Origin of the sequence: Campylobacter sp. IFREMER_LSEM_CL1846, assembly GCF_025772105.1 — a bacterium.
Lineage (GTDB): Bacteria > Campylobacterota > Campylobacteria > Campylobacterales > Campylobacteraceae > Campylobacter_D > Campylobacter_D lari_D.
Window position 1 is genome coordinate 107,611 of the sequence record NZ_JAKMRM010000002.1, and the last position, 15,022, is coordinate 122,632.

At 29.4% G+C, this 15,022-nt stretch carries 19 protein-coding genes; 6 read left to right on the plus strand and 13 right to left on the minus strand.

Annotation, left to right across the window (positions count from 1 at the left end):
• Positions 1-27: 27 nt before the first annotated feature.
• Genes L8W40_RS01795 through L8W40_RS01810 form a run of 4 tightly spaced genes read right to left on the minus strand, consistent with a single transcriptional unit; the run spans position 28 to position 2,006 of the window.
• Entirely contained in the window at positions 28-297 is a 270-nt protein-coding gene (locus L8W40_RS01795; protein ID WP_263659212.1) for a hypothetical protein, read from the minus strand.
• A complete protein-coding gene (locus L8W40_RS01800; protein WP_263659213.1) occupies positions 287-397 on the minus strand; it encodes a hypothetical protein in 111 nt (36 codons plus the stop codon). The genes L8W40_RS01795 and L8W40_RS01800 overlap by 11 nt, the downstream gene beginning before the upstream one ends.
• Positions 394-1,464, minus strand: coding sequence for a 23S rRNA (adenine(2503)-C(2))-methyltransferase RlmN (rlmN, locus tag L8W40_RS01805; protein ID WP_263664522.1), 1,071 nt, complete (start codon positions 1,462-1,464; stop codon positions 394-396). Before rlmN ends, L8W40_RS01800 begins: the two co-directional genes overlap by 4 nt.
• 8 nt (positions 1,465-1,472) lie before the next feature.
• Positions 1,473-2,006 carry a purine-nucleoside phosphorylase gene (locus tag L8W40_RS01810; protein ID WP_263664523.1) on the minus strand — a complete coding sequence of 178 codons (534 nt, stop codon included), beginning with the start codon at positions 2,004-2,006 and terminating at the stop codon, positions 1,473-1,475.
• Between the two features lie 90 nt (positions 2,007-2,096).
• Between L8W40_RS01810 and rsmA the strand changes: the two genes are divergently transcribed.
• The 5 genes from rsmA (at position 2,097) to prfA (ending at position 7,037) form a co-directional block, all read left to right on the plus strand.
• Positions 2,097-2,918, plus strand: a complete 822-nt coding sequence (gene rsmA / locus L8W40_RS01815) for a 16S rRNA (adenine(1518)-N(6)/adenine(1519)-N(6))-dimethyltransferase RsmA (RefSeq protein WP_263661399.1) — start codon at positions 2,097-2,099, stop codon at positions 2,916-2,918.
• A complete protein-coding gene (locus L8W40_RS01820) occupies positions 2,884-4,842 on the plus strand; it encodes a ribonuclease J (RefSeq protein ID WP_412175451.1) in 1,959 nt (652 codons plus the stop codon). The genes rsmA and L8W40_RS01820 overlap by 35 nt, the downstream gene beginning before the upstream one ends.
• A 9-nt stretch (positions 4,843-4,851) precedes the next feature.
• On the plus strand, positions 4,852-5,613 hold the full coding sequence (locus tag L8W40_RS01825) for a pseudouridine synthase (protein WP_263659218.1): 762 nt from the start codon (positions 4,852-4,854) through the stop codon (positions 5,611-5,613).
• 89 nt (positions 5,614-5,702) lie between these two features.
• Positions 5,703-5,966: a 30S ribosomal protein S20 gene (rpsT, locus tag L8W40_RS01830; protein ID WP_039617063.1), complete on the plus strand. Its 264-nt coding sequence runs from the start codon at positions 5,703-5,705 to the stop codon at positions 5,964-5,966.
• 3 nt (positions 5,967-5,969) lie between these two features.
• Positions 5,970-7,037, plus strand: coding sequence for a peptide chain release factor 1 (gene prfA, locus L8W40_RS01835; RefSeq protein ID WP_133319093.1), 1,068 nt, complete (start codon positions 5,970-5,972; stop codon positions 7,035-7,037).
• 8 nt (positions 7,038-7,045) lie between these two features.
• Here prfA and L8W40_RS01840 read toward each other — a convergent pair whose 3' ends face one another.
• The 3 genes from L8W40_RS01840 to L8W40_RS01850 all read right to left on the minus strand — a co-directional run bounded on the left by L8W40_RS01840 (position 7,046) and on the right by L8W40_RS01850 (position 10,891).
• A complete protein-coding gene (locus L8W40_RS01840) occupies positions 7,046-7,624 on the minus strand; it encodes a lytic transglycosylase domain-containing protein (RefSeq protein ID WP_220566962.1) in 579 nt (192 codons plus the stop codon).
• A gap of 68 nt (positions 7,625-7,692) precedes the next feature.
• Positions 7,693-9,264, minus strand: a complete 1,572-nt coding sequence (gene recJ, locus L8W40_RS01845) for a single-stranded-DNA-specific exonuclease RecJ (protein WP_263659219.1) — start codon at positions 9,262-9,264, stop codon at positions 7,693-7,695.
• Positions 9,254-10,891, minus strand: a complete 1,638-nt coding sequence (locus tag L8W40_RS01850) for a CTP synthase (RefSeq protein ID WP_263664525.1) — start codon at positions 10,889-10,891, stop codon at positions 9,254-9,256. The genes recJ and L8W40_RS01850 overlap by 11 nt, the downstream gene beginning before the upstream one ends.
• 100 nt (positions 10,892-10,991) lie before the next feature.
• Here L8W40_RS01850 and thyX point away from each other — a divergent pair, with 100 nt between their 5' ends.
• The gene (gene thyX / locus L8W40_RS01855; protein ID WP_039617054.1) at positions 10,992-11,624 is read left to right on the plus strand and encodes an FAD-dependent thymidylate synthase; all 633 of its coding nucleotides are present in this window, start codon (positions 10,992-10,994) and stop codon (positions 11,622-11,624) included.
• A gap of 14 nt (positions 11,625-11,638) precedes the next feature.
• Here the strand turns inward: thyX and L8W40_RS01860 are convergent, their stop codons facing one another.
• The 6 genes from L8W40_RS01860 to L8W40_RS01885 are packed head-to-tail and all read right to left on the minus strand — an operon-like array spanning position 11,639 to position 15,020.
• Positions 11,639-11,848, minus strand: coding sequence for an alkylphosphonate utilization protein (locus tag L8W40_RS01860; RefSeq protein WP_039617052.1), 210 nt, complete (start codon positions 11,846-11,848; stop codon positions 11,639-11,641).
• A 9-nt stretch (positions 11,849-11,857) separates the two neighbouring features.
• Positions 11,858-12,502, minus strand: coding sequence for a porin family protein (locus L8W40_RS01865; RefSeq protein ID WP_263661396.1), 645 nt, complete (start codon positions 12,500-12,502; stop codon positions 11,858-11,860).
• A 52-nt stretch (positions 12,503-12,554) separates the two neighbouring features.
• Positions 12,555-12,941 carry a preQ(1) synthase gene (gene queF, locus L8W40_RS01870; protein WP_039617048.1) on the minus strand — a complete coding sequence of 129 codons (387 nt, stop codon included), beginning with the start codon at positions 12,939-12,941 and terminating at the stop codon, positions 12,555-12,557.
• Between the two features lie 46 nt (positions 12,942-12,987).
• Entirely contained in the window at positions 12,988-13,740 is a 753-nt protein-coding gene (locus L8W40_RS01875) for an urease accessory protein UreD (protein WP_220566958.1), read from the minus strand.
• A 1-nt stretch (position 13,741) separates the two neighbouring features.
• Entirely contained in the window at positions 13,742-14,341 is a 600-nt protein-coding gene (gene ureG / locus L8W40_RS01880; protein WP_039617044.1) for an urease accessory protein UreG, read from the minus strand.
• Between the two features lie 10 nt (positions 14,342-14,351).
• Positions 14,352-15,020 carry an urease accessory protein UreF gene (locus L8W40_RS01885; protein WP_263662723.1) on the minus strand — a complete coding sequence of 223 codons (669 nt, stop codon included), beginning with the start codon at positions 15,018-15,020 and terminating at the stop codon, positions 14,352-14,354.
• Between the last annotated feature and the right edge of the window lie 2 nt (positions 15,021-15,022).

Below are 15,022 nucleotides of genomic sequence, written 5' to 3' on the forward strand. Positions count from 1 at the left end.
GGTATATTGATTTGATGGTGAAAAATACTACATCAAATTATTACATGATTCACAACGCAAAGTACATCTTGTAGTTAAAACTAATTCTAAATAAGGAATATCCACCTTACCTTCTAAAACCCTCTTTTCGAAGTATTTTTTCAAATAAAATTTTTTCATCAAAGCAGCATAAGGAACTTTAAAAATTCTAGCAATTCCTCTTTTACCATTTAAATGAGAAAAATACCAAGAAATATTTGGCTTTATATATCTATTTTGAAATAATTGATTTTCTAACAATTGTTTTTTATCTATCATTATTTTTCCCTTCATTTTTTAATACATAAATAATCCCACCAAGTCCTATGATCACTACTATGCTTATAAAAATAAGTTGGACTATATCTAAAAAAGTCATTGTTTACTCTGCCTTTCTTTAAGCTGTCCGCATGCAGCTGAAATATCAAGTCCCTTGCTTTCTCTTATCGTACAAGTAACACCTTTTGCACTTAAATAATCTTGAAATTTAACCGCATTTTCAACACTTGGTCTTTTATATAAACTTCCTTCGTGTGGATTAAAAAGTATTAAATTCACTTTGGCTTTTATACCATTTAAGAGCTTGACTAGTTCTTTTGCATGTTCTATTTTATCATTTATACCATCAATTAAAAGGTATTCAAACATTACTCTTTTACGCTGATCTATAGGAAAATTTCTCACCGCTTCCATAATGCTTGCTATATTATAAGCTTTATTAATAGGCATTAATTCACTTCTAAGCTCATCATTTACAGCATGGAGTGAAATAGCCAAAAGCACACCTAAATTCATTTCTCCAAGCTCTTTAATTTGCTTTGCTAAACCACTTGTGCTTATAGTTTGTCTTCTAGGGCTTATCGCTAAAGCATCATTATCAGCTAAAATTTTAACTGCCTTAGAAACATTTTTAAGATTATCCAAAGGCTCTCCCATACCCATATAGACTATATTAACCCTTCTTTCATAAGGAATATGATTATGTTTTTTAATCCATAAAATTTGTCCTACTATTTCTCCTGCAGTCAAATTTCTTTTCAAACCGCCTTTAGCAGTCAGACAAAAACTGCACCCACTTTTACACCCCACTTGAGAGGAAACACAAATAGTATATCTTGCATGTTTGATGATTTTTCCATTTTCATCTACAAGCTCTTCTTTCATAGGTAGCAAAACAGCTTCTATTTTTTTACCATCTAAAAGCTCAAAAAGATATTTAATACTCCCATCCTTGCTTTTTTCATCTTTCACACATTTTAAAGGTGAAAAATGAAAATTTTCTTGCAAAAACACCCTAAAGTCTTTTGGTAAAGATGACATTTGTAAAAAACCATCTGCATATTTTTTATATACCCATTCAAAAATTTGCTTTGCTCTAAATTTTGGCTGGACTAAATTTTCTAATTCTTCTTTAGTAAAATCTAATATATTTTTTAATTCACTCAATTTTTTTCCTATATAAGTTTCTTATCTAACAAAAAATCTTTTAATAATTCTTTTGCTTCTTGATGATTTTTTAAAAAATCTTCATGTGCAAATTCATTACAAAAATTTGTAGCACATAAATAACAAATTCCTTCTATTCCTTGCATTTTTGCACAAGAAAGCACAGCGTATGCTTCCATATTTTCTATATGTACGCCTTTTTTAAAAAATTCTTGGGCAATATTTTCATCTTTGCAAATATAATTTGAAGAATTAATCATAGTTTCATGTGAAACATTTAATCTAATCTCATTTGCTATAGGTGTATAAAAACTATCAAATAAATCTGCGTATTCTAAATTTGCAGCATTAGAACTTTCATAAATGTCTAAAATTTTTCCTTCTTGGTAAATTCCACATGTACCTATAAAAATCACTCTATCTGTTTTTACTTGACTTAAAATTTTACCTAGATAAAAAGCAGAATTAACTAAACCTATGCCTATACTTTGTGCAAATTTAAAATCCTCATTTCCTCCTGCACACACTATAAGATTTTTCAAAAATTAACCTTTATAAAAAATAATTCAAATTTTATCTAATTAGCGCTTAAAATAATGCTATAATTAATATTTTTTAGATAAAATAAATTTATGATAAAAGCAAAAAAACATTTTGGGCAAAATTTTTTATGTGATAAAAGCGTGGTAGATAAAATCATCCAAGCCATACCCAAAGATACTAAAAATATAGTTGAGATTGGGCCTGGCTTAGGTGATTTAACGCAAGAACTTTTGAAAATTCCACAAGCTCATATTAGAGCTTATGAGATTGATAAAGATTTGATTCCTATTTTAAATAAAAAATTTCAAAATGAGATTGAAGGTGGAAATTTTGAGCTTATTCATCAAAATGCAAGTGATGCTTTTGATCAAGGAAGTTTAAGCGATAAAGAGTACTTTTTAGTAGCAAATTTACCATATTATATTGCTACAAATTTGATTTTAAAAGCCCTAGAAGATCAAAATTGCCTTGGGCTTATAGTAATGGTGCAAAAAGAAGTGGCACAGAAATTTTGTGCGAATGAAAAAGAAAGTAATTTTTCGGCCTTAGGGGTGCTTTGTGCATTAATATGCCAAAGACAAATGCTTTTTGATATACAACCACAAAGCTTTAATCCTCCACCAAAAGTTACTTCAGCTGTAATGAAGTTAATAAAAACTACTCATTATCAGCAAAAATGTGAAAATATAGAAGCTTTTAAAGAATTTCTTAGAGCTTGTTTTCAAAATCCTAGAAAACAACTCTTATCTAATTTTAAAAATAAAAAAGAAAAAATTCTAAAAGCATTTGAAGCACTAAACATCTCTTCTACCTCAAGAGCTCATGAAATTAGCGTTGATTCATACCTTAAAATTTATGACTATTTAAAGGATGACTATGAGCGAAGAAAACAAAACTCAAGAACAAAATAAAACTAAAAGATTTAATAAATTTAGAAACAAAAGAAAAAAAGATTCACAAAATCAAGAGCAAAATAGTGAAATTAAAAATGAAACAAAAGTAGAAAATGCTCAAACTGAAGCTAGCGAAGAAAAAAAGAAAAAGAAAAAAAATAGAAATTTACCATCTAAATTAAGCGGTAATGAAGAATGGCAAATAGAACTTGCTAAAAGCATAGAAGCTAATAAAATCATGCACGAGCTAAGACTTCACCCTTTAAAACACAACAACTCAAGCGAACATAAAATTCGTATTACACCTTTGGGTGGGCTTGGGGAAATCGGTGGAAATATCACTGTTTTTGAAACCAACAACGATGCAATTATCGTTGATATAGGTATGAGTTTTCCAGATGGAACCATGCATGGAGTAGATATTATCATACCTGATTTTGACTATGTAAGAAAGATTAAAAACAAAATTCGCGCTATCATCATCACTCATGCTCATGAAGATCATATCGGTGCTGTACCGTATTTTTTCAAAGAATTTCAATTTCCTATCTACGCAACACCTTTAGCACTAGGTATGATTTCAAATAAATTTGAAGAACATGGTTTAAAGGCTGAGCGTAAATGGTTTAGACCTATAACAAAAAGACAAATTTATAAAATAGGTGAATTTAATTTAGAATGGATTCACATAACCCACTCTATCATCGATGCTTGTGCTTTGGCTATTAAAACTAAAGCAGGAACCATCATACACACTGGCGATTTTAAAATAGATCAAACACCAATTGATGGTTATCCAACGGATTTAAGTCGTTTAGCTCAATATGGCGAAGAAGGTGTGCTTTGTCTTTTAAGTGATAGTACAAACTCATATAAAGAAGGCTATACAAAAAGCGAAAGCTCTGTAGGACCTACTTTTGATCAAATTTTTGCCAAAACTAAAGGCAGGGTAATCATGAGCACCTTTAGCTCTAATATCCACCGCGTATATCAAGCTATTAGTTATGGTTTAAAATACGGCAGAAAAGTGTGTGTTATAGGGCGTTCTATGGAAAGAAATCTCTATACTACTATGGAACTTGGCTATATCAAACTTGATAGGAAAATTTTCATTGACGCTGATGAAGTAAGCAAATACAAAGACAACGAAGTACTAATTGTCACTACAGGAAGTCAAGGCGAGACCATGAGTGCTTTATATAGAATGGCAACTGATGAGCATAAATTTATCAAAATCAAATCTAGCGATCAAGTTATCATTTCAGCTAAAGCAATACCAGGTAATGAAGCAAATGTTTCTGCTGTACTTGATTTTCTTTTAAAAGCAGGAGCTAAAGTAGCTTATCAAGAATTTAGTGAAATTCATGTAAGCGGACATGCTAGTATAGAAGAACAAAAACTCATGCTAACTTTAGTAAAACCTAAATTTTTCTTACCAGTGCATGGAGAGTATAATCATATCAATAAACATAAAGAAACTGCTCTAAAATGTGGTATACCTGAAAGAAACATCTACTTAATGAGTGATGGGGATCAAGTAGAGCTTTGTCAAAAATACATCAAACGTGTAAAAACAGTTAAAACAGGAAAAGTCTTTGTGGATAATCAAATCAACAAACAAATCGCAGATGATGTGGTAATTGATAGACAAAAACTAGCAGATAGCGGTATAGTTGTCATCATCGCCCAGCTTGATAAAGCAAGTAAAACACTAATTAATAAACCAAGAGTATTTAGTTATGGCTTGGTAGCTGATAAACAAGATGGAGCATTCTCAAAAGAAATGAGTGATGTTTTAAGTCAATTTTTCCCAAATGTAAAAGATGAAATTTTAGATAATCCAAAAGTTTTAGAAGCTCAAATTAGACAAGTACTAAGAAAGCATATTTTTAGAAAAATCAAAAAATATCCAACCATAGTACCAACTATTTTTGTGATGTAAAGTAAAATTATGAGAATTAATAAATTCATCTCACACAATAGCAAATATTCTCGCCGTGAGGCTGATGAGCTAATCAAGCAAGGCTTAGTAAAAATCAATAAAAAAACAGCCTTGCTAAATGATAGTGTAAATGCTGAGGATAAAGTTTTTATCAATGGTAAAAAACTCCATAAAAAAACACAATTTTCAGTCATCATTTATCACAAACAAAAAGGCGAAATAGTTAGTAAAAAAGATGATAGAGGCAGAAAAACCATCTATCATACTTTACCAAAACAATTTAGCACTTGGCTTAGCGTAGGAAGACTTGACTTTGCAAGCGAGGGATTACTTTTACTAACTGATTCACCTGTAATAGCAGATGCACTTATGCATAGTGATTTAGAAAGAGAATATTACTTAAAAGTAAAAGGTAATATAGATAAAAATGTCATCGAAGCTATGCAAAATGGCTTAGAAATTCAAAATGAAAAAAAAGGGGCTCACGCCAAAACTAAAATAACCTCAATGAGTTTTGCTCCATTTTTAGGCTTTGAAATTTTTGGTTCAAGCGGAGGCTATACGAAACTAAAAGTAATCATTAATGAAGGTAAAAATAGGGAGCTAAGACGCTTTTTTGGACATTTTGATTTAGAAGTGATGGATCTTAAAAGAGTGGCATTTGGAGCATTAGATCTTGGTATGTTAAAAGCTGGTAAATATCGTTATTTGGAAAATGGCGAGTATGAAAAACTGCGCGATTTTTTAAAAATAAATGATATTAGGTATTAAAATTAATACTTTAAAAATACTTAAATTAATTAAAATTTAATTTTAATTTTGTATAATTAGCAATTTAATTTATATAAAAAAGGAAAATTATGGCAAACCATAAATCTGCTGAAAAAAGAGCAAGACAAACTATCAAAAGAACTGAAAGAAATAGATTTTATAGAACAAGATTAAAAAACATTACAAAAGCGGTTCGTGAAGCAGCGGCAAATAACGATAAAGAAGCTGCACAAAATGCATTAAAAGTAGCTAATAAAAGCATTCACGCTATGGTAAGTCGCGGATTTTTGAAAAAACAAACTGCATCACGCCGTGTTAGCAGATTAGCATTATTGGTAAACAAATTAGCATAATTAATGTTAGCTGATAAACTCAAACCTTTTTTAGCACGCTTTGATGAGTTAAATACTCTTCTTAGTGATGTTAATATCTCTAATGATATTTCTAAAATGACAGCTCTATCTAAAGAGCAAAAAAATTTAGAACCCATAGTAGAAAAAGCAAAAGAATATCTCAAAACCTTAGATGATATAGAAGAAAATAAACTTCTTTTATCTGATCCTGAACTAGGTGAACTTGCAAAAGAAGAACTTAAAAATCTCGAAGTTTTAAAGCCACAACTTGAAGAAAAATTAAAAATTCTTTTATTACCTAAAGATCCAAACGATGATAAGAATATCTTTTTAGAAATTCGTGCAGGCACAGGTGGCGATGAAGCTTCTTTATTTGTTGGGGATTTAGTAAAAGCTTATATACGCTATGCTGAAAATCGTGATTATAAATACGAAATAGTCAGCTCAAGTGAAGGTAGCGTAGGTGGATTTAAAGAAATCATCATTCTTATCAAAGGAAATGGAGCTTATTCAAGGCTAAAATACGAAGGTGGCACACATAGGGTTCAAAGAGTACCTGAAACAGAATCTCAAGGTAGAGTTCATACTTCAGCTATTACAGTGGCTATTATGCCTGAAGTTGATGATGTTGAAATTCAAATCAATCCAAATGATTTAAAAATCGATGTAATGCGTAGTAGCGGTCATGGTGGTCAAAGCGTAAATACCACAGATAGTGCTGTAAGAATCACTCACATTCCAACAGGTATAGTTGTAGTAAATCAAGATGGTAAAAGCCAACATAAAAACAAAGAAAGTGCCATGAAAGTCTTAAAGGCAAGACTTTTTGAAATGCAAGAACAAGAACGCTTAGCTAAAGAAAGTCAAGCAAGAAAATCACAAGTTGGAAGTGGCGATAGAAGCGAACGCATACGCACTTATAATTTCCCTCAAAATAGAATTAGTGATCATAGAATAAATCTTACTTTATATAGACTTGATGCGATTTTAGAAGGTGGACTTTTTGATGAAATCATTGAGCCATTAATCGCTTATTATCAAGCAGAGGCTTTAAAACAAGAAAATTTATAATTCTTGTTTTAATTATTGCTTGCTAATAAAATTCTATATTGTTCTTTATCAACATTTATCAAAAGCGAAACTAATTTAAAAGCTCTAAATTTTTCCATTACAAAAAGATCTTTACTATCTTTTAAAACTATAGCAACTAAATTTTTCATTACTTTATCAAGCCAAATATTTTTATATTTATCATTTGCTGAATGATATCTTCCAATAGCATTCCAATTAAACCCATATCGTTGTATAATTTCATAAAGTAATCTTGCTGCTATGTCTATATTTGCACTAACTTTTACAATCTCCTTTTCGCTAACACCATAACGCTTTAAATGAATGCTATTAATTTGCATTAAACCATAATCTCTTGTTTGATTTTTATTTCTACCAATGATATTATGTTCATAAGCTGCATTCTCTGTCAAAGCTATGGCTTTAAGTAATGCCATGGGTATGTTATACTTTCTAGCTGCGATTTTAAAATCTTTATCATATTTATAAAAATTTTCAGGTATATAAGTATCACCTATAAAAATTTTTGTATCAAAAGCAAAAGTAAAATTAAAAAATATTGCTAATAATAAAATCCTTTTTAACATTTTACTCCTTTATAGTACTTATGCTATAGCAAATTTATAAATAAAAATTATGCAAATAAGTTAATAAATTATCTAAGAATTTCTTTTATAGTAAGTTGAGGGGTGATTAATCCTCTAAAATTATTTTTAGAAATACTAGCTATAAAATCAATATTTTCACCAATTTCTGGCTCATAATCAAAGTTAAAAAATAAAGCTTCTAAAGTCTTATTTCCTTGTGTTAAAATAAGTTTTATATGATTTTCATCTTTACCAAGTCTTTTTTTGTTTTTTACAAAAAGCTTATCAAATTTAAAATATGGTCTTGGGTTTTTATGCCCAAAAGGTTCAAAAAATTCCAATATCTCTAAAAGTTCAAAATCAACTTCATTTGGATCAATACTACCTAAAACCTCATCAGTATTGTAAAAATCATCTTTAGGGATATTTTGACAAATTTCATAAAGCTTATTTTTAAAAATACCAAATTTTTCAAGCTCGACTAAAACTCCAGCTGCACCTTTATGTCCACCATAGCTTAAAACAAATTCTTTAGCTTGTTCTATAACATTTAAAATATCTATCCTACCCACGCTTCTAACGCTAGCTTTAGCCTTTTGCTCACATTCTGAAAAAACAAAGGCAGGCTTGTTAAAATGCTTTGCTAAACGACTTGCAACTATACCCAAAACACCCTCATGCCAATTTTGGCCATTGACAATAATCACAGGATCATTTTCATCAACTTGTTCTAAACATTGTTTAAAAAGCTCGCGCTCTTCATCTTTACGGCTATTATTATAAGTAATGATTTGTTCTAAATAACCCATAACCTCATTAATATTTTTAGAATGCAAAAATTTATAAGAAATAATCGCATCATCCATTCTACCTGCACTATTAATCAAAGGTGCAATTAAAAAACTAATATTATCAAGTTCAAATTTATCCTTACCAAAATACTGTTTGATAGCTTTAAATGCAACTCGTTTTGAATCATTAATACACTCTATGCCTTTTCTAACTAAGGCTCTATTTAAATCTCTAAGCTCCATCATATCTGCGATAATTGCGATAGATAAAAGCTCTATAAATTTACACATATTATAATTAATCTTACATACTTCTTTTATAGCAGCAACTAAATACCAAGCCACTTGAGCACCACAAATTTCAATATCAGGAAATTCACAATCTTGTTGTTTAGGATTAATGATCGCATAAGCTTTTGGTAAAGTAGCTGGAGGCATATGATGATCGGTAATAATTAAATCAATTCCTTTTTGCAAACAAAGCTCTGCTGCATCAAAAGCTGCTATACCATTATCTACAGTGATGATTAAATCTACCCCATTAAGTTCATTGATGATTTCTTCATTTAGACCATATCCATCTTTAAAACGATTTGGAATTTTTACCACATAGTCATATCCGATATCATCAAAAAATTCAGATAAAATCACACAAGAAATCACCCCATCTACATCATAATCTCCAACAATAGCAAGCTTTTGATTTTTTTCAATCGCTTCTTTAATACGTAAAGCACCCTTATAGACATCTTTTAAACAAGATGGCATAGGTAAATCACAAAGCTTTACATGTGTATCATTGATAAAACGCTGGTGTAAAATTTCTTTTATTTTGGCTTTATTTAGCATGATTTGTTAAAGATGCCTTGATAAAAGAAAAAATAGCCGGATTAACCCTAACTAAGCGTGAAGTAAATTCAGGGTGAAACTGCACTGCTAAGAAAAATGGATGATCTTTAAGCTCTACAGCCTCAACTAAACCTTCATTTTCCCCACTTATAATAAGCCCATTTTTTTCAAACATTTCTTTATATTTTGGATTAGCTTCATAGCGGTGGCGGTGACGTTCTTTTACGCTTTTTTGATTATCATAAACCTTACTTAAAAGTGTATTTGGCTTGATATGACACTCATAAGCTCCAAGACGCATAGTTCCACCAAGTGGAGTTTTACTTGTTCTAATTTGCTTTTCTCCACTTGCGTCAATAAATTCATCAATCAAAAAGATGATAGGATTTTTACAATTTGGATTGAATTCATGAGAATTTGCATCTTCTAGTTTTAAAACATTGCGTGCAAATTCCACTAAAGAAAGCTGCATACCCAAACAAATTCCTAAAAATGGAATTTTATTTTCTCTTGCATATTGTATGGCTTTGATTTTTCCTTCTACTCCACGGTAACCAAAACCACCTGCTACTAAAATCCCATTTACATCTTTAAAGCTTTCTTCGACATTTACATTTTCTAATTTTTCACTATCGATCCATTTTAAATTTACTCTTGCATCAAGTGCTGCGCCTGCATGGATAATGGCTTCTGTTAAGCTTTTATAGCTTTCTTTTAAATCTACATATTTTCCTACAAAAGCAATACTAAGTTCATTACTTGGAGCGATGACTCTTTTTACTAAAGAATCCCATTCGTTCATACTTGGCTTTAAATTTTGAAGATCTAATAAACTTGCAATAGAATTTAAAATATCTTGTTTTAAAAAATTTAGTGGAATTTGATAAATACTAGCTGCATCCACACTTTCTATAACGCAGTTTTTTTCAACTCCGCATGAAATTGCGATTTTGTCTTTTAACTCTCTATCTAAAGATTTTTCACTTCTGCAAATGATCATATCAGGGCTTATACCTATACGGCGTAATTCTCCCACACTATGTTGAGTTGGTTTTGTTTTAAGTTCTCCTGCTGCTTTGATAAATGGCACTAAAGTCAAGTGAATATTAATAGCATTGTATTTACCCACTTCAAGTTTTAAAGCTCTAATAGCTTCTAAAAATGGTAAGCCTTCTATATCTCCTACCGTGCCACCTATTTCAACAATTAAAATATCTTTATCAACTCCAGCCTTTTTAATACGATCTTTTATCTCATCAACTATATGAGGGATTACTTGTATAGTTTTTCCTAAGTAATCTCCTCTTCTTTCTTTTTCTATAACACTTTGATAAACTCTTCCTGTGGTAAAGTTATTATCCTGAGTTAAATTCTCATTTAAAAATCTCTCATAATGTCCTAAGTCTAAATCTGTCTCAGCTCCATCTTCAGTTACAAAAACTTCCCCATGCTCCAAAGGACTCATCGTGCCAGGATCTACATTAATATAAGGATCTGCTTTTAAAATACTTACTTTTAAACCTGAATTTTTTAAAATCGTAGCTATAGAAGCTGCTGCTATACCTTTTCCTAATGAGCTTAAAACACCACCGGTTACAAAAATATACTTAGTTTGTTTTAATTTCATAAAATAACCTTAATTTCTTTTTTTGAAATTATAACGAATAAAAAATTTTATTTTTATAAACATTTGTGTAAAATTCAATTATTTTTGAAGGAAATTTTCGATGAAAATCACATTATTAAATCATACTCCACTTTCTGTATGCTCTCATGCAACAAGAACATGTTGGCAAAGTTTTGACAAAGGTGATTGTGGTGGTGAGAAAGACAAAGAATTAATCGATCGAGTGGGAAATAAATTCAAACATGCTTCAACCTTAGAGCATTTAAACTATACTTTTTATATACAAGGTATTTCAAGAGCATGCTTACAAGAAGTTGCAAGACACCGCCACACTAGTCCTAGTGTAAAAAGCACAAGATATACTTTAAAAGAACTAAGAAATGAAAGCGAATTTAAAGAAAATGACTTTGAAAATGCTAAAAGATACTTAGTATTAACCGGAAATGAAGTAGTGGATAATGCAAGCATCAAAGCTTTAGAAAATCTGCGTTTGATTTTGCAAAATAGCATTAGTTTAGACATAGCAAAATACTGCTTACCAGAAAGCTATAAAACAGAATTAACTTTAACAATTAATGCAAGAAGTTTGCAAAATTTTATCACTCTAAGAAGCTCAAAATCAGCCCTTTGGGAGATAAGACAACTCGCAAATGCCTTATTTGAAAACTTGCCTGAGGAACATCAATTTATTTTTAAACATTGTGTTTATCAAGAAGAAAATTCCCAAGATTAATTGGGAATTTTTACTTATATTTTTTTAAGAAATTCAGTTTTTAAAACAATCACACCAAATTTATCTACCTTAGCTTCAATTTCAGTGTCTTTGTTTGTAAGCTTAATATTTTTTATAGTCGTGCCACGCTTTAAAGTAGTGCTTGCACCTTTTACTTTCAAATCTTTCACAACACTTACACTATCACCTGCATTAAGCTCAGTTCCATTTGCATCTTTTGGCATATATTCTCCTTAGAATTTATAAGTATATCCTAGATATAAACCATAATTTGTTTGTTTAGGATCGTAAAAGTTTGAACCTACCTTGCTTTGGTAGAAATTTCTTGTATTATAATGAGTTTGCTCGGCTTTAAAACCAAACTCAATTTCATTTGCTTGATTTAACTCATATAAAGCACCGATTTTTGCTCCATAAGTATAACCATCAAAATCTTGAGATAATGATAAAAAGCTTGTTTTTAAAGTAATATCCGTTCTTGCATAGCCACCATATACACCTAAAACAGCTCTTGTTTTTTCAAAGATTTTTGGAGTAAAATCATAACCAAGCAAAAACTTATGTGTAGTAAATTCTCCATCAATTTTTAATCTTGTGGTATTGATTACATCACTAAATTCGCTTGAATAATTATAAGCACCATAAATTCTATGATTTTCACTAAAACGATAACCAACTCTTAAACCAAAAACAGGAACATTTCCTTCTAAATCACCATTAAATTTTTTATTATTTTTAGTATGATCAAGATCAGATTTTACCTTAGTATGAAACCAACCAGCATCAATACCTAATAATATTCCTGAATTTTCATCAGCTAAAGCTAAATTTGAAACCAAAGCAACACTTGCAACTAAACTAAATAATTTTAATTTCATATTTTCCTCCTTTAAATAAGATATAATATATCCTTTTATTTTTAATAAAAATTTAATTTTGTGGTACCACTAAATCAGATCTACACTCAATCACGGTATGAACATTACCACGAGGGTTAAAATCACCTACTACTTTTATCCATTTTGGATCAAGTTTTTCTTTTAAAGTATTATAAATTTCATTAATACTTGCTTCATGTGAAACATTTCTATACATAAAGGTATTAATATAAAGTTTGATTGCTTTAAGTTCTACTACTAATTTATTTGGAATGTATTCTAAGTAAATTGTAGCAAAATCAGGATACCCACTACGCGGACAACAACACATAAATTCAGGTAAAGTGATTTTAATCACATAATCATTTTTGGCATCATTTGGCCAAACTTCCATATTTTCTACACTAAATTCTTTGATTTCTTTTTCACCATATCGCATTTATAATCCTTAGTTTGTTTTTAAAACTTTATAATACCACAATATTTTATATTTTATTTTGACAAAATTTAAAAAGCTTATCTTGAAGTGAAAGTAATTTTTCACTTTCATTACTAAGAATTTTTATACACAAACCCTCATAAAAAAGTTGATTTATATCGTCAAATGAAGCTTTTAATTCTTCATAAAACTCATCATATCCAAAAAGATAAATACTCAAATAATGCGTATGATTTGCAAAAAAATTTAAATCATTTTCTTTCATATAAGAAGGATTGATTTTAATTTTATCATTTAAAATTAAAGTATCATTTCTATAAATTTGAGTTAAACTCTCATAATTTTTAAAAGCAAATTTTTCATCCATAGCCACTCTACCAAAAATGACAAAATCAACATAAACTAATCTTGAAAAAGAAGCTAGATTAATCTTTGTGTTTTGTATAAAATTTGCATTTTCTTGAAGCAAAAGTGGCTTTGGCATATAAAAAAAGCTTGCATTTTCTTCAAGAGTAAAATCAATATTTTTACTCGCAAAAGAATCTTTAGTATCATATACCTTTTCATAACTTTGTGTGAGTATAGCGGTGTTTGTACTTTTCTTACATATGATTTCAAAACTTAAATGATCCTCTTTAAAAATTCCGGCACTAGAATTTAAAACATATATACTAGTTAATTTTTTATCATAAAAATTCCTCATAAGTTTAAAAGGAGGAGTAAAAAAAGAATTTTTTATGATAGTTTTTTCATTGATAGTATCTAATGTAAGTTTAAAAACACTCTTTTGAGCAAACAAATCAATCCTTTAAAAGTGTGTATTTTTTAATCCAAGTAATGATTTCTTCTAAACCTTCTTTAGTTTGAAGATTACTCATGATAAAAGGTCTATCTCCACGCATTTTTAAAGTATCTTCTTGCATGATTTTTAAAGAAGCATTTACATAAGGAGCTAAGTCTATTTTATTGATAATCATTAAATCAGACCTACAAATAGCAGGACCACCTTTGCGTGGAATTTTTTCTCCTTGAGCAACATCTATAACAAAGATAAAAAAATCCACAAGTTCAGGTGAAAAAGTCATTGATAAATTATCTCCACCACTTTCTATAAAAATAAGATCTAAATCACTAAAACGCTCTTGTAAAAGTTCAACAGCTTCAAGATTACAAGAAGCATCTTCTCTAATGGCTGTATGAGGACAACCTCCAGTTTGCACTCCAATGATTCTTTCTTTTTCAAGAACGCCTTGTTTGATTAAAAAATTTGCATCTTCATTTGTATAAATATCATTTGTAATTACAGCCAAAGAAAGCTCATCTTTTAAAGCTTGACATAAATTTAATACTAAAGCTGTTTTACCACTACCTACAGGACCACCTATGCCTATTTTAACCATTATAACCCTTTTAAGAAATATAAATTTTAAATGCTAAATTTTGGTGTTTTATACCCAAATAATCATTTAAGACATTATGATTTTCACACCAATCTTTTAAAGTTAAATTTTGTAATTTAGAAAGAACCTTTTGAAAATCTTGCTGTAATTGAAAAAGTAAAATCTGCCCTTCATTTTGTGATAAAGGCACGATTTTCACAAGAATATTAATAAAATTACTCATTAAAGCAAATAAAAAACTTTCATACATAAAATCAAGTTCATTATCTTTACAAAATAAAGCATACACAAAAGGATAAATAGGAGTTTGATTTTCTTTAATGTATTGATTTAATAAAGGATTTGATAATCCATAAAGACTTACATTTTTTACAAAGCGTTTAGCTAGAAAAACATAAGCTTGACTTTGTTCTTTTGCAACTATACTTGATAAAAACTTTCTTTGATAAATTAGTAAATTTTTTACATCATTTGCATTTTCATAAGCTATTTTCAAAGCTAAAAGCTCAAAATATAAAATATTAGAATAAAGCTGAGTTTTTAAAACTTTTTTTGCATCTTCTATATTTTTTATATAAGCAAAATTCACATAAGATTCTAAACCAAAAGAATGTGAAAAAGCTCCTATAGGAAAAGAAGAATCACTAATTTGTAAAAGTAAAAAATTTAATTTATTCATCT